Source organism: Geodermatophilus sp. SYSU D00663 (assembly GCF_054050655.1).
Map to the genome: position 1 here is coordinate 42,882 of NZ_JBJGZT010000025.1, position 18,262 is coordinate 61,143.

At 76.0% G+C, this 18,262-nt stretch carries 24 protein-coding genes and 1 tRNA gene; 13 read left to right on the forward strand and 12 right to left on the reverse strand.

What is annotated here, in order from left to right; genetic code table 11:
• Window positions 1–139: 139 nt before the first annotated feature.
• Genes ACI79Z_RS17970 through ACI79Z_RS17985 form a run of 4 tightly spaced genes read right to left on the reverse strand, consistent with a single transcriptional unit; the run spans window position 140 to window position 2,517 of the window.
• Window positions 140–1,123, reverse strand: coding sequence for an alpha/beta fold hydrolase (locus ACI79Z_RS17970; RefSeq protein WP_456903412.1), 984 nt, complete (start codon window positions 1,121–1,123; stop codon window positions 140–142).
• The gene (locus tag ACI79Z_RS17975; RefSeq protein WP_387990312.1) at window positions 1,120–1,443 is read right to left on the reverse strand and encodes an antibiotic biosynthesis monooxygenase family protein; all 324 of its coding nucleotides are present in this window, start codon (window positions 1,441–1,443) and stop codon (window positions 1,120–1,122) included. The genes ACI79Z_RS17970 and ACI79Z_RS17975 overlap by 4 nt, the downstream gene beginning before the upstream one ends.
• Before the next feature lie 28 nt (window positions 1,444–1,471).
• Entirely contained in the window at window positions 1,472–2,155 is a 684-nt protein-coding gene (locus ACI79Z_RS17980; protein WP_456903413.1) for a hypothetical protein, read from the reverse strand.
• A 26-nt stretch (window positions 2,156–2,181) separates the two neighbouring features.
• Window positions 2,182–2,517 (reverse strand): DUF2568 domain-containing protein, encoded by a 336-nt coding sequence (locus ACI79Z_RS17985; protein ID WP_456903414.1) that lies wholly within the window; start codon window positions 2,515–2,517, stop codon window positions 2,182–2,184.
• Between the two features lie 86 nt (window positions 2,518–2,603).
• Here ACI79Z_RS17985 and ACI79Z_RS17990 point away from each other — a divergent pair, with 86 nt between their 5' ends.
• Window positions 2,604–3,731, forward strand: a complete 1,128-nt coding sequence (locus ACI79Z_RS17990) for a sensor histidine kinase (RefSeq protein ID WP_387990304.1) — start codon at window positions 2,604–2,606, stop codon at window positions 3,729–3,731.
• Complete coding sequence (locus ACI79Z_RS17995) at window positions 3,728–4,357, forward strand: response regulator transcription factor (protein WP_456903415.1); 630 nt, start codon at window positions 3,728–3,730, stop codon at window positions 4,355–4,357. The genes ACI79Z_RS17990 and ACI79Z_RS17995 overlap by 4 nt, the downstream gene beginning before the upstream one ends.
• A gap of 321 nt (window positions 4,358–4,678) precedes the next feature.
• Here the strand turns inward: ACI79Z_RS17995 and ACI79Z_RS18000 are convergent, their stop codons facing one another.
• Window positions 4,679–5,305 carry an antibiotic biosynthesis monooxygenase gene (locus ACI79Z_RS18000; protein ID WP_387990298.1) on the reverse strand — a complete coding sequence of 209 codons (627 nt, stop codon included), beginning with the start codon at window positions 5,303–5,305 and terminating at the stop codon, window positions 4,679–4,681.
• Between the two features lie 139 nt (window positions 5,306–5,444).
• Window positions 5,445–6,011 (reverse strand): hemerythrin domain-containing protein, encoded by a 567-nt coding sequence (locus ACI79Z_RS18005; protein WP_456903416.1) that lies wholly within the window; start codon window positions 6,009–6,011, stop codon window positions 5,445–5,447.
• Window positions 6,012–6,136: 125 nt separating this feature from the next.
• Between ACI79Z_RS18005 and ACI79Z_RS18010 the strand changes: the two genes are divergently transcribed.
• From ACI79Z_RS18010 to ACI79Z_RS18025, 4 genes are all read left to right on the forward strand, one after another.
• Window positions 6,137–6,213: transfer RNA gene (locus tag ACI79Z_RS18010), tRNA-Met, on the forward strand.
• A 97-nt stretch (window positions 6,214–6,310) separates the two neighbouring features.
• Window positions 6,311–6,601, forward strand: a complete 291-nt coding sequence (locus ACI79Z_RS18015) for a GNAT family N-acetyltransferase (RefSeq protein ID WP_387990292.1) — start codon at window positions 6,311–6,313, stop codon at window positions 6,599–6,601.
• 105 nt (window positions 6,602–6,706) lie between these two features.
• Window positions 6,707–8,071 (forward strand): cytochrome P450, encoded by a 1,365-nt coding sequence (locus ACI79Z_RS18020; RefSeq protein WP_456903417.1) that lies wholly within the window; start codon window positions 6,707–6,709, stop codon window positions 8,069–8,071.
• Window positions 8,071–8,256 carry a ferredoxin gene (locus tag ACI79Z_RS18025; RefSeq protein ID WP_387990286.1) on the forward strand — a complete coding sequence of 62 codons (186 nt, stop codon included), beginning with the start codon at window positions 8,071–8,073 and terminating at the stop codon, window positions 8,254–8,256. Before ACI79Z_RS18020 ends, ACI79Z_RS18025 begins: the two co-directional genes overlap by 1 nt.
• Before the next feature lie 6 nt (window positions 8,257–8,262).
• Here the strand turns inward: ACI79Z_RS18025 and ACI79Z_RS18030 are convergent, their stop codons facing one another.
• Window positions 8,263–8,532, reverse strand: a complete 270-nt coding sequence (locus ACI79Z_RS18030; RefSeq protein ID WP_387990283.1) for a helix-turn-helix domain-containing protein — start codon at window positions 8,530–8,532, stop codon at window positions 8,263–8,265.
• Window positions 8,533–8,598: 66 nt separating this feature from the next.
• Here ACI79Z_RS18030 and map point away from each other — a divergent pair, with 66 nt between their 5' ends.
• Entirely contained in the window at window positions 8,599–9,369 is a 771-nt protein-coding gene (map, locus tag ACI79Z_RS18035) for a type I methionyl aminopeptidase (protein ID WP_387990280.1), read from the forward strand.
• Between the two features lie 20 nt (window positions 9,370–9,389).
• Here the strand turns inward: map and ACI79Z_RS18040 are convergent, their stop codons facing one another.
• Together ACI79Z_RS18040 and ACI79Z_RS18045 are read right to left on the reverse strand one after the other, a co-directional pair.
• Window positions 9,390–10,538: a cystathionine gamma-synthase gene (locus tag ACI79Z_RS18040; protein WP_387990277.1), complete on the reverse strand. Its 1,149-nt coding sequence runs from the start codon at window positions 10,536–10,538 to the stop codon at window positions 9,390–9,392.
• A complete protein-coding gene (locus ACI79Z_RS18045) occupies window positions 10,535–11,917 on the reverse strand; it encodes a cystathionine beta-synthase (protein ID WP_387990274.1) in 1,383 nt (460 codons plus the stop codon). The genes ACI79Z_RS18040 and ACI79Z_RS18045 overlap by 4 nt, the downstream gene beginning before the upstream one ends.
• A gap of 183 nt (window positions 11,918–12,100) precedes the next feature.
• Here ACI79Z_RS18045 and ACI79Z_RS18050 point away from each other — a divergent pair, with 183 nt between their 5' ends.
• Complete coding sequence (locus ACI79Z_RS18050; RefSeq protein ID WP_456903418.1) at window positions 12,101–12,772, forward strand: aldo/keto reductase; 672 nt, start codon at window positions 12,101–12,103, stop codon at window positions 12,770–12,772.
• Between the two features lie 110 nt (window positions 12,773–12,882).
• Here ACI79Z_RS18050 and ACI79Z_RS18055 read toward each other — a convergent pair whose 3' ends face one another.
• Window positions 12,883–13,407, reverse strand: a complete 525-nt coding sequence (locus ACI79Z_RS18055; RefSeq protein WP_387990270.1) for a hypothetical protein — start codon at window positions 13,405–13,407, stop codon at window positions 12,883–12,885.
• 99 nt (window positions 13,408–13,506) lie between these two features.
• Between ACI79Z_RS18055 and ACI79Z_RS18060 the strand changes: the two genes are divergently transcribed.
• The 4 genes from ACI79Z_RS18060 (at window position 13,507) to ACI79Z_RS18075 (ending at window position 16,605) form a co-directional block, all read left to right on the forward strand.
• Window positions 13,507–14,517 carry an aldo/keto reductase gene (locus ACI79Z_RS18060; RefSeq protein WP_387990267.1) on the forward strand — a complete coding sequence of 337 codons (1,011 nt, stop codon included), beginning with the start codon at window positions 13,507–13,509 and terminating at the stop codon, window positions 14,515–14,517.
• Window positions 14,514–15,017: an XdhC family protein gene (locus tag ACI79Z_RS18065; protein WP_387990264.1), complete on the forward strand. Its 504-nt coding sequence runs from the start codon at window positions 14,514–14,516 to the stop codon at window positions 15,015–15,017. Before ACI79Z_RS18060 ends, ACI79Z_RS18065 begins: the two co-directional genes overlap by 4 nt.
• Window positions 15,014–16,330, forward strand: a complete 1,317-nt coding sequence (locus tag ACI79Z_RS18070; RefSeq protein WP_387990262.1) for an FGGY family carbohydrate kinase — start codon at window positions 15,014–15,016, stop codon at window positions 16,328–16,330. The genes ACI79Z_RS18065 and ACI79Z_RS18070 overlap by 4 nt, the downstream gene beginning before the upstream one ends.
• An 86-nt stretch (window positions 16,331–16,416) precedes the next feature.
• Window positions 16,417–16,605, forward strand: a complete 189-nt coding sequence (locus ACI79Z_RS18075) for a hypothetical protein (RefSeq protein ID WP_387990259.1) — start codon at window positions 16,417–16,419, stop codon at window positions 16,603–16,605.
• Between the two features lie 48 nt (window positions 16,606–16,653).
• On the opposite strand, the gene hisN is transcribed toward ACI79Z_RS18075, so the two are convergent.
• Complete coding sequence (gene hisN / locus ACI79Z_RS18080) at window positions 16,654–17,463, reverse strand: histidinol-phosphatase (protein WP_387990256.1); 810 nt, start codon at window positions 17,461–17,463, stop codon at window positions 16,654–16,656.
• Window positions 17,464–17,485: 22 nt separating this feature from the next.
• Entirely contained in the window at window positions 17,486–17,662 is a 177-nt protein-coding gene (locus ACI79Z_RS18085; RefSeq protein ID WP_387990253.1) for a DUF2795 domain-containing protein, read from the reverse strand.
• A 54-nt stretch (window positions 17,663–17,716) separates the two neighbouring features.
• On the opposite strand from ACI79Z_RS18085, the gene ACI79Z_RS18090 reads away from it, so the two are divergent.
• The gene (locus ACI79Z_RS18090; RefSeq protein ID WP_387990250.1) at window positions 17,717–18,253 is read left to right on the forward strand and encodes a DUF2087 domain-containing protein; all 537 of its coding nucleotides are present in this window, start codon (window positions 17,717–17,719) and stop codon (window positions 18,251–18,253) included.
• Window positions 18,254–18,262: the final 9 nt, after the last annotated feature.

Sequence of the window (18,262 nt, forward strand, 5' to 3'; positions counted from 1 at the left end):
GCAGTTCACGATCCGCCAACGCGTCTCCGCCGAACGAGCGGCACCGCCCCGGCCCAGCACCGCCTGCCCGAGCGGTCGTCGCTCATGTTGCTGGAGCCGGGTCAGCACGCCCGGAACCGCGTAGCCGCAGCCGAGGCGGTCACTGCGGTGGGGGACCAGCGTTCGGTCGGAGCGACGTGGGCCGGAGGAGGGAGGTCACTGCCTCGGCGACGGCGTCGGGATGGGCCATGTGGATGTTGTGCCGGCGGTCGTCGAAGACGCGGTGGATGCTGCACGTGGATCGGGTGGCCAGTTCGCGGTGCATCGCCACCCACTCCTCGCCCCACGCGCGGCTGGTCAGCACCACGAGCGGCAGGTCGCCGAACTGGGGCCGTCCCACACCGGCGGTGCGCCGCCGCGCCTCGCGGGCGCAGGACAGGACTGAGCGCAGTTCCGCTCCGGCCGCACCCCGGAGGCCGAAGCTGCGGGCGACCGAGGCGACCCACTCGCGGCGCTGGCCGGCGCTGAGCCGGGCCTCGAACGTGCGTTGCTCCGGGTAGAGGGGCAACGCCCGCAGGCGCAGGAGTGCCCGCACCACGCCGAACGGCGCGAGGCCCCGCAGCAGGTGGGCGAGCACGCCGGAGACGGCGAAGCCGACCTGCACCGCGCGGTCGTCCGCGATCTGCTCCGGGGTGGCGTCGACCTGCACGAGGCCGGCCAGCCGGTCGGGGTGCTGCTGCGCGTGCAGGCGTGCGATCAGGCCCCCGAGGGAGTGCCCGACCAGCACGTAGGGGCCCTCGGGCAGGCAGGCGTCGAGCACGGCCTGCAGCTCGTCGAGGTAGCCCTGCACGGTCGGAGCCGGGCCAGGTCGGCCGCGGCCCAGGCCGGCCCGGTCGTAGGTGATCACGCGGGTGTGGTTCGCCAGCAGGTCGGCGGCCGGTGTCCACGATGCCTGGCAGTCCCCGGCCCCGGTGACGATGACCGCGGCCGCCGAGGCCGGCGTGGGACGGGTACCGCGGACGGTGACCGCCACCATGTGACTGCCGACGTCGACGCAGCGGTGAACTGTCTCGGGGAGGGTGCCCTGATCGGCGGGCGCGGCCGGCCCCACCGCTCCCTGCAGCGTGGCCGACGCGGTCCTCACCGGTCCTGCTCCGGACCTGCGGTGCTGCGGGCGATCTCCACCGTGTGGAAGCCGGGAGTGGGGGAGAGGTCGGCCATCCGGGCGGCGAGCGCGGCGAACTCGGGGCCGGCGACGGCGGACCGCCAGGTCTCGACCGAGGCGAGTTCGGCCACGTGGACGTGGCGGGAGCGGGCCTGCGGTCCGAGCGCCTCGTGCAGGCGGGTGGTGCGGTAGCCGCCCCTGCTGCGGAGCAGGTCGTCGGCCTGCCGCCACGGCTGCAGGAAGCGCTCGTCTCGCTCGGGGGTGACCTCGAAGCAGTTGATCAGGGTCCCGGGGCTCATGGGGTCCTCCTCGAGTGCCGCGGTCAGATCAGGCGCCGGGGGCCGGTTGGGGCCGGGTCTGCGAGCGGGCGGAGCGGGCGACGAGGTAGCCGACCGCGGCCGCCCAGGCGAGCAGGAGCAGCAGGGAGATCTCGAGCACCGGCACCAGGGCGTCGACGCCGACCAGCGCCGCGCTGCCCACCAGCAGCAGCAGAACCAGGACGGCCGCGGTGACCTGCAGCCAGCGGGCCGCGGCGCCGGCTCGAGCGGCGGCGGTGGTCGCGACCGCGGCGAAGGCGGCGAGCAGGGCGATCTTGAGCACGTCGACGAAGTCGATGGCGAGCAGCAGCGTGCGGCTGGTCGTGGCGGCGTGCTCGCCGACGACCGCGGTGACGGCGAGGGCGAACTGCAGGAGGGACAGCGCTGCGGCGGTGATGCCGATGCCGACCACGGCCCGGCGCAGCCCGCCGCGGACGCCGGTGACCCGGGCGAGCCCGATCGTGAGTCCGGCGAGGGCGAGGCCGGCGGTGCCGTGCACGAGCAGCGCGGACGACACGACGGCCGGTCCGGAATCGGCGTAGAAGCCGGCGATCTCCGCAGGTGGCGCGTCGCGCTCCGGCGCGGCCGGCGCCAGCAGCAGACCGGCGATCCAGGACAGCACGTAGGCGGCAGCGGCGACCGCGGGGGCGTTGGGCGAGCGCACGGCGACGGGGACGGGGACGGTGGTGGACACGGCGGATCTCCTCCGGGACGGGATGGTCACTGGTTCCAGACGGCGAGCAGTGCGGCGTTGCCGACGGCGAGCGCGGCCACCGCAGCGGTGGCGGGCAGGCGGGCACCGAGCCGCCGCAGGGCGGTGAGGCCGAGGGCGAGGGCGCCCAGCTGGGCGGCCACCCGTACCGGCTGCGGCACGGACCCGCCGTGCACGAGCAGCACCCAGCCGACCGCCACGGCACCGGGGACCAGCACGACGGCGGCCAGCCGGGCGGCGGGCGACCGGGCGCCTCGCCAGGCGGCGACGGCGACGACGGCCAGCAGTCCCAGCTCCAGTCCGAAGCGGACGGCGAGGTTGAGGTCCTGCGCTGCGGTGAGCATGCGGAAACGGTGCCGCCGCCGGGCCGTCGGATCGTCGGCGCGCGGGTTGGTCTCCGGCGTCCACCCGTGGGTGGAGACTGTCGCCCGTGCACGGGCAGCGGCGGTGGGTCCTCCCGGTGGGGCTCGCCGTCGTCGCGCTGGTGGTGGTCGCCAACGCCGGCAGCAGCGTCGGGCTCGGGACCTCCGGCGACGCGCTGGTCGTCACGTTGTCGGTGGCGGTCTACGCCGCGGCGGCCCTGGTCTTCCTGCTCTGGTTCGACGCGCCGGTCCGGACCACCGTGGTGCTGCTGCTGGTGATGGCCGTGGCCTCGGCCGCCGCCCGGCACGGCGACCCGACCGGCACCGGCGGCATCGGGCTCTACCTGGGCGTGGCCTACGCGCCGCTGCGGCTGCCGCGCCGAACGGCCGCGACGGTCGCCGCGGTCAGCGTGGTCCTCTTCGACGTCGTGCTGGCGTTGGAGGCGCCGAACGCCGGGGTCTTCATCACCGTGGTGACCGGCGGTGCGGCGCTGTTCTTCCTGTTCGGCCTGCTGCTGCGCAGCGAGCAGGAGCAGCGCGCGCGGGCCGATCAGCTGGTCGTGCAGCTCGAGCGCAGCCGGGAGGCGGAGAAGGCCTCCGCAGCGCTGGCCGAGCGCACCCGCATCTCGCGGGAGATGCACGACGTCCTCGCGCACACGCTGTCCGCGCTGGTCCTGCAGCTGGAGGCCCTCGCCGTCCGGGCCGAGCGCGCGGCCGACCCGCTGGCCGGCGGCCTGGCCCGCGCGCACCAGCTGGCGCGCGGCGGGCTGGTCGAGGCCCGGCGGGCGGTGTCCACGCTGCGAGGGGGCGTCGTGCCCGGACCCGACGCGCTGGCGGAGCTGCTCGCGCAGCACCAGGCGGCCACCGGGACGCCGTGCGCGCTCGACGTCCGCGGCGAACCGGTGCCGCTGGCTCCCGAGGCGTCCCTCGCCGTCTACCGCACCGTGCAGGAGGCGCTGACCAACGCCCGCAAGCACGCGGCCGGCGCGCCGGTGCGCGTCCGGCTGGACTGGCGGCCCGACGGCGTGGTGGTCGAGGTCCACGACGGCGGCGGCCGCGAGCGGGCCGCGCTGCACGGGACCGGCGGCGGGCACGGCCTGTCCGGCCTGGCCGAGCGCGCGGCCCTGCTCGGCGGGCGGCTGCACGCCGGGCCGGTCGACGGCGGGTTCCACGTCCACCTCGAGGTCCCGGCGTGATCCGCGTCCTGGTCGTCGACGACCAGCGCCTGGTGCGCGAGGGGCTGACGGCGCTGCTCGAGCTGGTCGAGGACCTCGAGCTCGTCGGCGTCGCCGAGCACGGCGCGCAAGCGCTCGACCAGGTCGCCGAACAGCAGCCCGACGTCGTCCTGATGGACCTGCGGATGCCGGTGATGGACGGGGTCGAGGCCACCCGCCGGATCCGCCGGGACCACCCCGACGTCGAGGTCGTGGTGCTCACCACGCACGCCGACGACGACTCCGTTCTCGCCGCCCTCCGCGCCGGCGCCCGCGGCTACCTGACGAAGGACGCCGGGATGGCCGAGATCACCCGCGCCGTCGCCGCTGCCGATGCCGGGCAGGCGCTGCTGGACCCGCAGGTGCAGGCCCGGTTGCTGCAGGGCCTCGCCGGCGAACGCCGTCCCGGCGGCCCGCTCACCGACCGGGAGACCGAGGTGCTGGCGCTCATCGCCGGCGGGCTCTCCAACACGGAGATCGCAGCGCGGCTGGTGGTCTCCGAGGCGACGGTCAAGACGCACATCAACCGGGTCTTCGCCAAGACCGGTGCGCGCGACCGCGCCCAGGCAGTCCGATGGGCCTACCGGCACGGAGTCGCCCAGCCGTAGCCGGGGGCCGCAGCCGCACCGCCACACGACGCGACGGGGCGGCGAGGCAGGTGGACGTGCCGCCGCACCGGCGAGATCGCACTGTCCGCCAGCGGTGTCGTGGTCACCACCGCGTCCCGGCGTTCCAGGACGGCGGGTCGGGAGCCGGACCACGCCATGGGTGTGCAGCTGCGTGGGCAGGTGCTGGTGACCTGCGGGAACGGCCGAGGCGCTACAGCGAGAGCGGTGGTCCGGCCGGTCCCCCCGCTACTCCGAACGGCACCGGCCCCCACCGCCCAGCGGTGGGGGCCGGTGCCGTTCCGTCCCCCGGGGTGCCCGGGGTCAGACGGTCTCGGGTACCCGGAGATGGGCGAGGACGAGGTCCATCTCGGCGACGTCGAGGATGTCGATGCCCATGGTGTCGACGGCCCGTTCCCGGAGCATGCGCGCCTGGTCCCGCGTCCCCTCGAGGTGCGCGCGGTCCTCGAAGACGACCGTGCCGACGGCGCGGGCGCTGTCCCGGTCGACGAGCAGGCTCATGCTGCAGAAGCCGGGCAGCTCCTGGAGGCGCGGCATCAGGGTGGAGCGGTACATCTCGAGGATCTGGTCGACCCGGGCCGGGTCGCCGCGGCTCCAGGTGAGCCGCGCGCAGGCGCCGTCCGCGGCGGTGTGCTCCCGGTGCAGGACGGCGATCTCCCACTCCTGCACCTCGGGGTCCTCACCCGTCCCGAAGCGCTCCACCAGGTGCTCGCGCAGCGGGTGCACGCGCTGGGCGCTGGCCCGCATCGCCTCCCGGTCCTCCCACGCCGACGTCGCGATGCACCGGCCGGACTCCCGGTCGCACATCATCGACAGGCCGACGCAGCCGTCCATGTCCTGCAGGGCCGGCCACACCTCGTCGCGCACGTACGCGATCGCGTCGTCGAGCGAACCGGGGTTGGCGCGGATGGTGGTGGATCGGGCGTACATGCCGCCCCCCTCTCGGACCGGCGGCGGTGCCCCTGCGGCATCGCCGCGCGGTCGAGCGTCCTCCCGCGCCCGGCGCCGGACAAGGTCCCCGGCGCCGCGCGGGACCCGGTCCTCCGGCGGAGGACCGGGTCCCGGTGCCTCAGGTGTTGTCCGACCGGCCGGTCAGCGCGTCGCGGAGCCGGTCCACCATCCCGACGCCCGGTCCCACGGTCTTGTGGAACAGCGCGCTGTGCGGCGACGACGGGTGCGGCCGGGTGGGCGCGGCCTTCTTCGCCGCCTCCACCTTCCGGCCGATCTCCACGAGCTGGTCCGGGCTCAACCGGGCGCGCAGCTGGGGGAACTGCTCGGTCTCCTCGTCGGTGACGTGGTGGCGCAGCACCTGCTCGAGGCGGCTGAGGGTCTCGAGGAACCGGGGGTCGGCGGAGTCGACGTCCTCGAGCTCCTTCATCACCTCCACCAGCTGCTGGTGCTCCTGGATGTCGTCCTGCACCGCCGCCTCGCCGTCGGGCAGGTGCTCGCGCATGGCCGGGTAGACGAACATCTCCTCGGCGACCGAGTGCCGCATCAGCTCGGCGATCACGGTGTCGGCCATGTCCCGCCGCTCGGCGGGATCGGCGGCCGGGATGCGGCCGACGAGGTCGAGGACCTCGTGGTGGTCGGTGGTCAGGATCTCGACGACGTCCTGGTTGCTCGTACTCGCGGTCATCGGGCTGCCTCCGGGCCGGAACGGTGCCGGGCGGCTGCTCACCCGGCACCGCGGTCCTACCCGGGTGGCGCTGCCCACACCCCCCGCACCGGGCCCGGGGAGGCGTGTACAGTGGGTCCTACCGACGCGGGGTGGAGCAGCTCGGTAGCTCGCTGGGCTCATAACCCAGAGGTCACAGGTTCGAATCCTGTCCCCGCTACCACGGCACGAGGGCCCCGGAGCAGACGCTCCGGGGCCCTCGTCGCATCCCGGGGTGGTCGACGGGAACAGGGCGGGCGCCGGCCCGGTTGCGGAACGGCATGGAGCCGACCGTGCAGGACGCCCCCGAGTCCGAGCGTTACGAGATCCGCGACGGCGACCGCCTCCTGGGGCTGGCCGCGTACTCCCGGCGGGGTGCGCGGGTGGTCTTCACCCACACCGAGATCGACCCCGACGCCGAGGGGTCCGGGCTGGGCGGCAGGCTCGTCCGGGCGGCCCTGGACGACGTCCGGTCGCGCGGGGAGACGGTGGTGCCGCGCTGCTCGTTCGTCCGCGGCTGGATCGAGCGCCACCCCGAGTACGGCGACCTGGTCGACCGCGGCGACGCCTGACCCGCGGGCGGCCGGGCGCGGGCCCGTACGCGGGTGTGTTGCCCGTCACACGGCGTCCTCTCTAGGTTGACGGTCACTGCTGACCGCTCGACGAGGAGGTCGCCCGTGAGCGTCGAGGCCCCGATCCCGCAGACAGAGTCCGGTGCGGAGGTCGCCGACCCCACCGACGTCGACCCCACCGACGTCGACCCCACCGACGTCGACCCCACCGACGTCGACCTCGGCGACGTCGACCTGTCCGACCGGGACTGGTGGACCCGCCCGCCGGCCGAGCGGCACGCGGCCCTGGACCGGCTCCGCCGGGAGCGGCCCTTCGCGTTCTTCGCCGAGCCCGACCTGCCCGGCATCCCGGCCGGCCCGGGTTACCACGCCGTCACCCGCTACGCCGACCTCGAGGCGATCAGCTCCCAGCCGGCGGTGTTCTGCTCGGGGCAGGGCGCCGTGTCGATGCAGGACGTCCCGGCCGAGCTGCACGAGTTCTACGGCTCGCTGATCAGCATGGACGACCCGCGGCACGCCAAGATCCGCCGGATCGTCTCGAAGACGTTCACGCCGCGGATGCTCGAGCGGACCCTGGACTCGGTGCGCGCCGTCGTCGACGACGTCCTGGCGCGGGCCCGGGTGACGGCTGCGGCCCACGACGGCGTCATCGACGTCGTCGCCGACATCGCCGCTCCGATCCCGCTGCGGGTCATCTGCGACATGATGGGCGTCCCCGAGGCCGACCGGGCGGCCGTGCTGGCCAACTCGAACGTCATCCTCTCCGGCGGCGACCCCGAGCTCATCGAGAACGACGACCCGCTGACCGCCTTCCTCACCGCCGGCGCGGAGATGGCCGCGCTGATGGAGCGGCTGGCCGCCGAGCGCGTCGCCGGGCCCCGGGACGACCTCACCACCGCGCTGGTCACCACCGAGGTGGACGGCGAGAGGCTGTCCCACCAGGAGATCGCCTCGTTCTTCATCCTGCTGCTGGTGGCCGGCAACGAGACCACCCGCAACGCCATCTCCCAGGGCCTGCTGGCGCTGTCGGAGTGGCCGGAGGAGCGGGCGCGGTGGGCCGCCGACCCGTCACTGGACCGCACCGCCGTCGAGGAGGTCGTGCGCTGGGTCAGCCCGGTCACCTGGATGCGCCGCACCGCCACCCGGGACGGCGAGATCGGCGGCCTCCGGTTCACCGCCGGGGAGAAGTTCCTGCTGTTCTACGCGGCGGCCAACCGCGACCCCGAGGTCTTCGCCGACCCGCAGCGCTTCGACGTCGGCCGCGACCCCAACCCGCACGTCGGGTTCGGCTCGAAGGGCCCGCACTTCTGCCTCGGCGCGCACCTGGCCCGCCGCGAGCTGCAGGTGACCTTCCGGGCGCTGTTCGACCAGCTGCCCGACCTCGAGGTCACCGGCCCGCCCGACCGGCTGGCGTCCTCGTTCGTCAACGGCCTCAAGCGGCTGCCGGCCCGCCTCGGCGGGACCCGCTGATGCGGGTCACCGCCGACCGCGAGCTGTGCGTGGGCTCGGGGCAGTGCGAGCTGCTCGCCCCGGACGTCTTCGAGGTCGACGACGACGGCGCGGTGCGGGTGCTGCAGGAGACGCCGGACGACGGGGACGCCGCGCGGGACGCCGTGCAGCAGTGCCCGACCGGGGCGCTGTCGATCGCCGGCTGAACGCCCTCAGGCGGAGAGCGCGGTCCCGGCGCCCGGCGCGGTGAGGTCCGCGGCCAGCCGGTCGAGCGGGACGTCGAGCGTCCGGGCTAGGGCGGCGACGGTGAAGAACGCCGGGGTGGGCACCCGCCCGGACTCGATCTTCCGCAGCGCCTCGAGGCTCACCCCGGAGGCGGCGGAGACCTCGGCGGGGGAGCGGTCGCCCCGCGCGGCCCGCAGCAACGCGCCCAGCCGGCGGCCGCGCTCGCGCTCCTCGGGGCTCAGCGGCGGTCGCACCATGGCGTGATAGTAATACCGGGATATGAATCCCGGTGCTGCCGGGACACCGATCCCGGGAGGACCCAGATGATCGAGCTGCGCACGCCGGGCGAGCTGGAGGCCATGCGGGCCGCCGGGGCGGTCGTCGCCGACGTGCTCGCCGCCGTCCGCGCCGCGGCCGCCCCCGGTGTCCGGCTGACCCAGCTGGACGGGGTGGCCCGCGACGTCCTGGCCGACGCCGGCGCCGGCTCGCCGTTCCTCGGCTACGCCCCGCACGCGACCACCCCGCCGTTCCCGGGCGTGGTCTGCCTGTCGGTCAACGACGTCGCCCTGCACGGCATCCCGACCACCCGGGAGCTCGAGGACGGCGACCTGCTGAGCGTGGACGCCGGCGCCACCCTGGACGGCTGGGTCGGCGACTCGGCGATCACCTTCCCCGTCGGCACCGCGCGGCCCGAGGACCTCGCGCTCGTGGCGACCGCCGAGCGGGCGCTGGCGGCGGGGATCGCGGCGGCGGTGGTCGGCAACCGGGTGGGCGACGTCTCGGCGGCGATCGGGGCGGTCGGGCGGGCGGGTGGCTGCGGCATCAACACCGACCAGGGCGGGCACGGCGTCGGCCGCACCATGCACGAGGCGCCGCACGTGCCCAACGAGGGCCGCGCCGGCCGCGGCGTGCCGCTGCGCGCCGGGCTGGTGATCGCGATCGAGCCGTGGTTCCTCGCCGGCGGCAGCGACGGCTACCGGGTGGACGCCGACGGCTGGACGCTGCGCAGCGCCGACGGGAGCCGGGCCGCGCACGTCGAGCACACGGTCGCGGTCACCGAGGACGGCCCGAGGATCTTGACCCTTCCGCGCTGACCCGCCCCGCGCTGAGGCCGTCAGGCCAGCGCCTGCTCCAGGTCGGCGAGCAGGTCGTCGACGTCCTCGATGCCCACCGACAGGCGCACCAGGTCGCCCGGCACCTCCAGCGGCGAGCCGGCGGCGCTGGCGTGCGTCATCCGGTGCGGGTGCTCGATCAGCGACTCCACCCCGCCCAGCGACTCGGCCAGCGTGAACAGCCGCGCCCGCTCGCAGACCCGCAGCGCCGCCTCCTCGCCGCCGGCCACCCGGAACGACAGCATCCCGCCGGAGCCGGACATCTGCTTGACCGCGATGTCGTGGCCGGGGTGGTCGGGCAGGCCGGGGTAGAGCACGCGGGACACCGCCGGGTGCCCGGTGAGGTACTCGGCGATCCGGGCGGCGTTGGCCTGGTGCCGCTCCATCCGCACGCCGAGGGTCTTGATCCCGCGCAGCACCAGCCAGTCCGACAGCGGGCCGGACACCGCGCCCATGGCGTTCTGGTGGTAGGCCAGCTGCTCGGCGAGGTCGGCGTCGCGGACGACGAGCGCGCCGCCGACGACGTCGGAGTGCCCGCCGAGGTACTTCGTCGTCGAGTGCACGACGACGTCGGCGCCCAGGGTCAGCGGCCGCTGCAGGTAGGGGCTGGCGAAGGTGTTGTCGACGACGAGCAGCGCGCCGGCCTCGTGCGCCACCTCGGCGGTGAGCGCGATGTCGGCGACGTTGAGCAGCGGGTTGGTCGGCGTCTCGCACCAGATCACGCGGGTGGCGCCGGGCCGGATCGCGGCGCGCAGGGCGTCGGGGTCGTTGAGGTCGACGGGGGTGTGCTCGACGCCCCAGCGCGAGACGACCCTCGAGATCAGCCGGAACGTGCCGCCGTAGGCGTCGCCGCCGAGGACGACGTGGCTGCCGGGCTCGCACACGGTGCGCAGCAGGGTGTCCTCGGCGGCCAGGCCGGAGGCGAACGCCAGGCCGGCGGTGCCCTCCTCGAGGGAGGCCAGCAGCTGCTGCAGGGCGTCGCGCGTGGGGTTGGCGCTGCGGGCGTACTCGTAGCCGTTGCGCAGCCCGCCCACGCCGTCCTGCTTGAAGGTGGTGGCCAGGTGCAGCGGGACGACGACGGCGCCGGTGGCGGGGTCGGGGTCCTGCCCGGCGTGGATCGCGCGGGTGTCGAAGCCGGAGAACCCGGTCACCGGGTCACCCCCGCCAGGTGGCCGAGCACGTCCTGCCGGGTGACCACACCCGCGGGCTTGCCGTCGACGTGCACCACCAGCGCGTCGGCCTCGCCGAACTCCGCCACCGCGGCGCTGACCGGCTCGCCGGAGCCGATGATCGGCAGCGGCGCGGACATGTGCCTCTCCACCCGGTCCGCCAGCGAGGCGCGGCCGGCGAACAGGGCGTCGAGCAGCACCTTCTCGTCCACCGAGCCGACGACCTCGCCGGCGGTCACCGGCGGCTCGGCCCGCACGACCGGCATCTGGCTGACGCCGTACTCGCGCAGGATGTCGATGGCGTCGCGCACCGTCTCGTTCGGGTGGGTGTGCACCAGCACCGGCGTCGCGCCGTCCTTGGCGGCGAGCAGCTCGCCCACCGTCTCGCCGGTGGCGACGTCGAGGAAGCCGTAGTCGGCCATCCACCGGTCGTTGAAGATCTTGTTGAGGTAGCCGCGGCCGCCGTCGGGGAGCAGCACCACCACGACGTCGTCGGGCCCCAGCTCCTCCGCGGCGCGCAGCGCGCCGGCGACGGCCATCCCGCAGGAGCCACCGACCAGCAGCCCCTCCTCGCGGGCCAGCCGGCGGGTCATGCGGAAGGAGTCGGCGTCGGAGACCGGGACGATCCGGTCCGCGACCGAGCGGTCGTAGGCCTCGGGCCAGAAGTCCTCGCCGACGCCCTCGACCAGGTAGGGCCGTCCGGTGCCGCCGGAGTACACCGACCCCTCGGGGTCGACGCCGACCACGCGGACGCGGCCGTCGCTGACCTCCTTGAGGTAGCGACCGATGCCGCTGATCGTGCCGCCGGTGCCGACCCCGGTGACGAAGCAGGTCACCTTCCCCTCGGTCTGCTCCCAGATCTCCGGGCCGGTGGTCTCGTAGTGCGAGCGCGGGTTGGCCGGGTTGGCGTACTGGTCGGGCTTCCAGCCGCCGGGGGTCTCGCGGGCCAGCCGGTCGGAGACGGAGTAGTACGACCGCGGGTCCGACGGGTCGACGGCGGTGGGGCAGACGACGACCTCGGCGCCGTAGGCCCGCAGCACGTTGATCTTGTCCTGGCTGACCTTGTCCGGGCACACGAAGACGCACTCGTAGCCGCGCTGCTGGGCGACCAGCGCCAGCCCGATGCCGGTGTTGCCGCTGGTCGGCTCGACGATCGTCCCTCCGGGCCTCAGCTCCCCGCTGGCCTCGGCGGCGTCGACCATCCGCACGGCGATCCGGTCCTTCACCGACCCGCCGGGGTTGAGGTACTCGACCTTGGCCAGCACCAGCGGCGCGTCCGGGCCGAGGTCGGCGGTGACCCTCGACAGCCGGACCAGCGGGGTGCCGCCGATCAGGTCGACCACGGACTCGGCGTACTGCACGCGGACCTCCTCGTCGGCGCTCCGGGTGGGCGCCGTGTGTCCCATCCCACCACCCCGACGGCTTCCCGGCTGCGCCGCCGTCCCCTCCGCGCCCCGGGCCGGCGGCCGTCGTCGGCGGGTTCCCGCCCGCGTCCGTCCGCCGAGGCGCGTGTCGCCGCCGGCCGGCCCGGGCAGGGCTGCGGCATGACCGCGCCCCTCCCGTCCGCGCCGCTGACCGGCGGCGGCAGCATGCCGCTGCTCGGCTTCGGCACCTGGCAGATGACCGGCAGCACCTGCTACGACGCCGTCCGCACCGCCCTGGACGCCGGCTACCGGCACCTGGACACCGCGACGATGTACCGCAACGAGGCCGAGGTCGGCCGGGCGCTGCGCGACTCCGGCGTCGACCGGGACGAGGTCTTCGTGACCACCAAGCTGCCGCCGCGCGAGGCGGGCCGGGCCGACCGCACGCTGTCGGCGTCGCTGGACGCCCTCGGCCTCGACGCGGTCGACCTGTGGCTGGTGCACTGGCCGCCCGGCGGCTCCGACGAGGGCCTGTGGGAGCGGTTCGTCGCCGCCCGCGAGGACGGGCGGGCCCGGGCGGTCGGGGTCAGCAACTACTCGCTGGACGCGGTGGACCGGCTCGCCCGGGCGACCGGCGTGGCACCGCAGGTGAACCAGGTCAGCTGGGCACCGGCGCTGTACGACCCGGCGGTGGAGGACGGGCACCGGGAGCGCGGCGTCGTCCTCGAGGGGTACAGCCCGTTCAAGAACACCGACCTCGGCGACCCGGTGCTGCGGGAGGTCGCCGACGCGCACGGCGTCACCCCGGCGCAGGTCGTGCTGCGCTGGCACGTCGAGCACGGGTGGTGGTGATCCCGAAGTCGGCCACCCCGGAGCGGATCCGGGCCAACCTGGAGATCGGCGGTTTCGCGCTGTCGGCCGAGGAGGTCGCCCGCGTCGACGGCCTGGCGCGCGGCTGAGAGCTACCCGGCGTCCACGGCTCCGGCGTCCACGGCTCCGGCGTCCGGGGCCGTGGCGACCGGGCGCCGGGGCTCGCCGGCCAGTGCCGGCCGGACGTCGATCAGCGGGGCCACCAGCCCCGTCGTCGGCCGGGTCACCGGGGTCAGGGTGGGGGCCGACGTCCGCCGCCGGGAGCGCAGGGCGGTGAGCAGGTCCAGCGCCGCCAGCACCGAGGCGCCGACGAGCACGTTGCGCAGCCGGCGCTCCCGCTCGCCGCGCCGGTTCTGCAGGGCGACGCCCATGACGGCCAGGTCGACGGCGTCGCCGGCGACGCGGGTCCACGCCCAGCCGGGTCGGCCGGCGAGCAGGCCGGCGGCGTGCGCGAGCTCCCGGGCGCCGACGGCGGTGACCACCGGCAGCGCCACGGGAGAGTCGTCGACGCCGGCGAAGCGGGCGACGGCCGTGGGCGAGGCCAGCATCGAGGTGCCGAGACCGAGGCTGGCCAGGCCGAGCAGCCGGGCCGTGCGGCGGGCGGGGCGCGCGCTCATGGGGTCCTCCCGGGGTCGGTCGCCCGGGCGGCTACCCGGGCGCCCGGCGCGGAAACGGCCGGTGGCGGGGCCGCTCGCGGCGGGACGAGGATGCGGGGCATGACTGCTCCCGCCGGTACCCGCACGCTCGGCCGGAACGGCCTGGTCGTCTCCGCCCTCGGCCTGGGCTGCATGGGCATGAGCCAGATGTACGGCGCCGCCGACCGCGACGAGTCGATCGCGACGGTCCACCGCGCGCTCGACCTCGGCATCACCTTCCTGGACACCTCCGACGTCTACGGCGACGGGCACAACGAGGAGCTGGTCGGCGAGGCGATCCGCGGTCGGCGCGACGAGGTGCAGCTGGCGACGAAGTTCTCGCTGCGGCGCAACGACCGCGGGGGCATGGACATCGACGGCCGGCCGGAGAACGTGCGCGCCTGCGCCGAGGCCAGCCTGCGCCGGCTCGGCGTCGAGGTGATCGACCTGTACTACCAGCACCGGGTGGACCCCCGCGTGCCGATCGAGGACACCGTCGGGGCGATGGCCGAGCTCGTGCAGCGGGGCGAGGTCCGGTACCTCGGCCTGTCGGAGGCGTCGGCCGCGTCGGTCCGCCGGGCGGTGGCCGTGCACCCGATCGCGGCGCTGCAGAGCGAGTGGTCGCTGTGGACCCGGGACCTCGAGACCGAGGTCCTGGGCGTCGCCCGCGCGGCGGGCATCGGCATCGTGCCGTTCAGCCCGCTCGGCCGCGGGTTCCTCACCGGCGCGATCACCAGCCCCGACGACTTCGCCGACGACGACTGGCGGCGCACCCACCCGCGGTTCACCGGGGAGGCGTTCGCGGCGAACCTGCGCCTGGTCGACGCCGTCCGCGCGATGGCCGGGGAGAAGGGCTGCACGCCCGGGCAGCTGGCGCTGGCCTGGGTGCTCGCGCAGGGCCCCGACGTCGTCCCGATCCCCGGCACCAAGCGGCGGTCCTACCTGGAGGAGAACGCCGGCGCGCTCGCCGTGGAGCTGTCGGCCGACGACCTCGCCCGGCTCGGCGAGATCGCCCCGCCCGGGGTCGCCGTCGGCGGCCGGTACGCCGACGCCGGGTACGCCTACGGCGACAGCCCGGAGCGCGCCGCGTGAGCGACCCGGCGTGCGGTGTCGCGCACGGGGCACCGGCCGCCCCCGCGACCGACCGGGTGCTGGTGGCGGTGTTCGCCTCCCCGGTGGCCGAGGTGCTGCTGCGCTGGGGCGCCGAGCTCGGCTTCCGCACCGCGCTGGTCGACCCGGCCGGCGGGGACGGCACCCGCTCGCTGGCCGACCTCGAGGACGCCCTCGACCTCGACCGGGCCGACGTCGTCGTCACCGACCACCACCGCCCCGAGCTCGGTGAGGTGCTGCGCGACGCGCTGGCCCGCCGGGTCCGCTGGGTCGGCGTCATGGGCAACCCGCGGCACCAGGGCCCGCACGTGGCGGCGCTGGCCGCGCTCGGCGTCCCGCCGGAGGAGGTGGCCCGGGTGCACCGGCCGATCGGGCTGGACATCGGCTCCCGCGCGCCGGCGGAGATCGCGCTGAGCACGCTGGCCGGGCTGCTGGCCGACCGCACCGGCCGCTCCGGCGGGTTCGCGCACGGCCCGCGGTGAGCGCCGTCCTGCTCGGCGCCGACCTCGGCACCAGCGGGCTCAAGCTCGTCGCGCTCGGCGAGGACGGCGGCACCGTCGCCGAGACCGAGGCCGGCTACCACGTGGACAGCCCGCGGGAGGGTTGGGCCGAGTGCGCCGTCGGCACCTGGCGGGCGGCGTTCGACGACGCGCTCGCCCGGCTGCTGCCCGCGCTGGGCGGCCGGCCGGTGGCCGGGCTGGGCCTGTCCGGCCAGATGCACGGCACGGTGCTCGTCGACGACGCCGGCGCCGCGCTCGCGCCCGCGGTGCTGTGGCCGGACCGGCGGGCCGCCGCGGAGGTCCGCCGGTGGCGGGCGCTGCCGGCTCCCGACCGCGCCGCGCTGGCCAACCCGCTGGTGCCGGGCATGACCGGCCCGGTGCTGGCCTGGCTGGCGGCGCACCGGCCCGACCTGGTCGACCGCGCCGCGGCCGTCCTGCTGCCCAAGGACGCCCTCCGCGCCACCCTGCTGCCCGGCACCGACCCGCGGGTCACCGACCGCAGCGACGCCTCGGCCACGCTGCTGTGGGACGTCGTCGCCGACGGCTGGTCCGCCGCCGCGCGGGCCGCGGCCGGGGTGCCGCCGGGCCTGCTCCCGGCGGTGCGGCCCTCGGCGGAGGTGGCCGGGACGGCGGTGCTCGGCGGGGCGGAGGTCCCGGTCGTCGTCGGCGGCGGGGACACGCCGCTGGCGCTGCTCGCGGCCGGCACGACCGCCGGGCTGCAGGTCAACCTCGGCACCGGCGCGCAGGTGCTGCGGCCCGGCTGGACGCCCGCACCGGCCGACGACCCGCCGGTGCACGGCTACGCCGACGCCGAGGGCGGCTGGTACGCGATGGCCGCGCTGCAGAACGGCGGCTCGGCGTGGACCTGGGTGGCCGGCGTGCTCGGCGTCCCGCCCGCCGACCTGTTCGACCTGGCCGCGACGTCGCCCCCGGGGGCCGGGGGAGCGGTGTTCCGGCCGTTCCTCACCGGCGAGCGCGGCGGGGTGGCCGGGCCGGAGGACCGTGCCGGCTGGTCGGGCCTGGGCGCCGGCACCACCCGCGCCGACCTCGCCCGGGCCGCCGTCGAGGGGGTGCTGTCGGCCGTCGCCGCGGCGGCCGCGCTGCTCGGGGAGGTGCCCGGGGGCCCCGTCGTCCTGACCGGGGGCGGGGGACGCGCGCCGCTGGTGCGGGAGACCCTCGCCGGCCTGCTGGGCCGGCCGGTGAGGTACCTGCCGCTGCGCAGCGCGTCGGCGGTCGGGGCGGCGCTGCTCGCCGGGCGCGGCACCGGCCTGCCGGTCGAGCCGCGGCGGGCCTGACCGGCCGCATGGAACGGTGCCGGCCCGGGCACCGTTGACCGGGACGGAGGGCCCAGGACGGGCCCCGGCGAGAGGAGGCACGCGAGATGGCGTCGGTGTTCGACAAGGTGGCCCAGTTCGCCCGCAGCCCGAAGGGTCAGCAGACCCTCAAGCAGGTGTCGGCCAAGGCCCAGCAGCTGGCGAAGGACCCCAAGACCAAGGCGCGGATCGACGACGCCCGTCGCCGGTTCACCGGTGGCCGCGGCACCGGCGGCGGCCCGCGCCCCACGGCGTAGCCCCGGACACGGAGGCCCCTCCCCGGGATCGGGGAGGGGCCTCCGTCGTCACCGGGCGGCGGGGTCGGGCAGGCGCAGGTGCGCCAGCGCGGCGTCGTGCAGCACGCCGTTGGTGGCGAGGGCGCTGCCGCCGGCCGGCCCGTCGGCGCCGGTGAGGTCGGTGAACCGCCCGCCGGCCTCGCGCACGATGACGTCGAGCGCGGCGAGGTCCCACAGCGACACCTCGGGCTCGCAGGCGACGTCGACCGCGCCCTCGGCCAGCAGCACGTAGCTCCAGAAGTCGCCGTAGGCGCGGGTGCGCCACACCGACCGCGTGAGGTCGAGGAAGCCGTCGAGCAGGCCGCGCTCCTCCCAGCCGGACAGGCTGGAGTAGGACAGGCTCGCGTCGCCGAGGTCGGTGATGCCGGAGACGTGGCACCGGGTGGCCGACTCCAGCCGCCGCCCGGTCCAGGCCCCGACGTCCTTGGCCGCCCACCAGCGGCGGTTGAGCGCCGGCGCCGAGACCAGGCCGACGACCGCCTCGTCGCCGTCGAACAGCGCGATGAGGGTCGCCCACACCGGCACGCCGCGGACGAAGTTCTTCGTCCCGTCGATCGGGTCGAGCACCCAGCGCCGCGGGCCGTGGCCGGTGACGCCGAACTCCTCGCCGAGCACGGCGTCGCGGGTGCGGGCCCGGGCGAGGGTGATGCGCAGCTGCTCCTCGACGGCGCGGTCGGCGTCGGTGACCGGCGTCAGGTCCGGCTTGGTCTCGACGGCGAGGTCGAGGGCCCGGAACCGCTCCATGCTGATGGAGTCCGCCTGGTCGGCCAGCACGTGCGCCAGGTGCATGTCCCCCGTGAAGTCCCGGCCCGGTGTCATGGGCACCGAACCTAGCGGGCGGTCAGTCGAAGACCGCGGCACTGACGCCGCTGGGCCCCTCGTACTCCCGGTCCGCGATCTTCTGCAGCGCGTCCAGGACCTCCGCGTCGGCGCCCTTGGCGTGCTCGAGGATCTGCTCCTTGCTGGCGGGGTAGTCCAGGCCCTTGAGGGCCTTCTGGAGGTCGATGGGGCTCACCATGCCGGTGCCGCTACCCCCGCCCACGTGCTGCGATGCACGGATACCGTCGAGGGGATGGACGCGGCGACGATCGTGGGGCTCCTGGCCGACCCCACGCGGCTGAAGGTGGTGGCGGCCCTGGCGCTGGGCGCCGGGACGATCGAGGACGTCGCCGCGGCCTCGGGGCTGTCGCTCAAGGACGTCGCGCTCGCCGCCCGCCGGCTCGCCCGGGCCGGGCTGGTCCGCCGCGACGGGCACGTCCTCGAGCTGCTGACCGACCGGTTCGGCGCCGCCGCCCGCGCCGCGGCGGAGGCGGCACCGGCGCCGGAGCCGCTGTCGGACGACCCGGCCGAGTCCGCGGTGCTCGCCGCGTTCATCCGCGACGGCCGGCTGACCACCATCCCGGCGCAGCAGAGCAAGCGGCGCCTGGTGCTCCAGCACGTGGTGCGGGTGTTCGACGTCGGCGTCCGCTATCCCGAGCGCGAGGTCAACGCGCTGCTGGCGGTCTGGCACCCCGACACCGCCGCGCTGCGCCGCTACCTGGTCGACGAGGGGCTGCTCTCCCGCGAGGCCGGCCTCTACTGGCGGACCGGCGGCTGGGTCGACGTCTAGTCCTCCTGC

What these genes read in the sequence shown, in the direction of transcription:
- ACI79Z_RS17975 (WP_387990312.1), bottom strand. Translation starts at nt 1,443, where the DNA reads ATGAGCCCCGGGACCCTGATCAACTGCTTCGAGGTCACCCCCGAGCGA.
- ACI79Z_RS17985 (WP_456903414.1), bottom strand. Translation starts at nt 2,517, where the DNA reads ATGCTCACCGCAGCGCAGGACCTCAACCTCGCCGTCCGCTTCGGACTG.
- ACI79Z_RS18000 (WP_387990298.1), bottom strand. Translation starts at nt 5,305, where the DNA reads ATGTACGCCCGATCCACCACCATCCGCGCCAACCCCGGTTCGCTCGAC.
- ACI79Z_RS18005 (WP_456903416.1), bottom strand. Translation starts at nt 6,011, where the DNA reads ATGACCGCGAGTACGAGCAACCAGGACGTCGTCGAGATCCTGACCACC.
- ACI79Z_RS18015 (WP_387990292.1), top strand. Translation starts at nt 6,311, where the DNA reads ATGGAGCCGACCGTGCAGGACGCCCCCGAGTCCGAGCGTTACGAGATC.
- ACI79Z_RS18025 (WP_387990286.1), top strand. Translation starts at nt 8,071, where the DNA reads ATGCGGGTCACCGCCGACCGCGAGCTGTGCGTGGGCTCGGGGCAGTGC.
- ACI79Z_RS18030 (WP_387990283.1), bottom strand. Translation starts at nt 8,532, where the DNA reads ATGGTGCGACCGCCGCTGAGCCCCGAGGAGCGCGAGCGCGGCCGCCGG.
- map (WP_387990280.1), top strand. Translation starts at nt 8,599, where the DNA reads ATGATCGAGCTGCGCACGCCGGGCGAGCTGGAGGCCATGCGGGCCGCC.
- ACI79Z_RS18050 (WP_456903418.1), top strand. Translation starts at nt 12,101, where the DNA reads ATGACCGCGCCCCTCCCGTCCGCGCCGCTGACCGGCGGCGGCAGCATG.
- ACI79Z_RS18055 (WP_387990270.1), bottom strand. Translation starts at nt 13,407, where the DNA reads ATGAGCGCGCGCCCCGCCCGCCGCACGGCCCGGCTGCTCGGCCTGGCC.
- ACI79Z_RS18060 (WP_387990267.1), top strand. Translation starts at nt 13,507, where the DNA reads ATGACTGCTCCCGCCGGTACCCGCACGCTCGGCCGGAACGGCCTGGTC.
- ACI79Z_RS18075 (WP_387990259.1), top strand. Translation starts at nt 16,417, where the DNA reads ATGGCGTCGGTGTTCGACAAGGTGGCCCAGTTCGCCCGCAGCCCGAAG.
- hisN (WP_387990256.1), bottom strand. Translation starts at nt 17,463, where the DNA reads ATGACACCGGGCCGGGACTTCACGGGGGACATGCACCTGGCGCACGTG.
- ACI79Z_RS18085 (WP_387990253.1), bottom strand. Translation starts at nt 17,662, where the DNA reads ATGGTGAGCCCCATCGACCTCCAGAAGGCCCTCAAGGGCCTGGACTAC.
- ACI79Z_RS18090 (WP_387990250.1), top strand. Translation starts at nt 17,717, where the DNA reads ATGGACGCGGCGACGATCGTGGGGCTCCTGGCCGACCCCACGCGGCTG.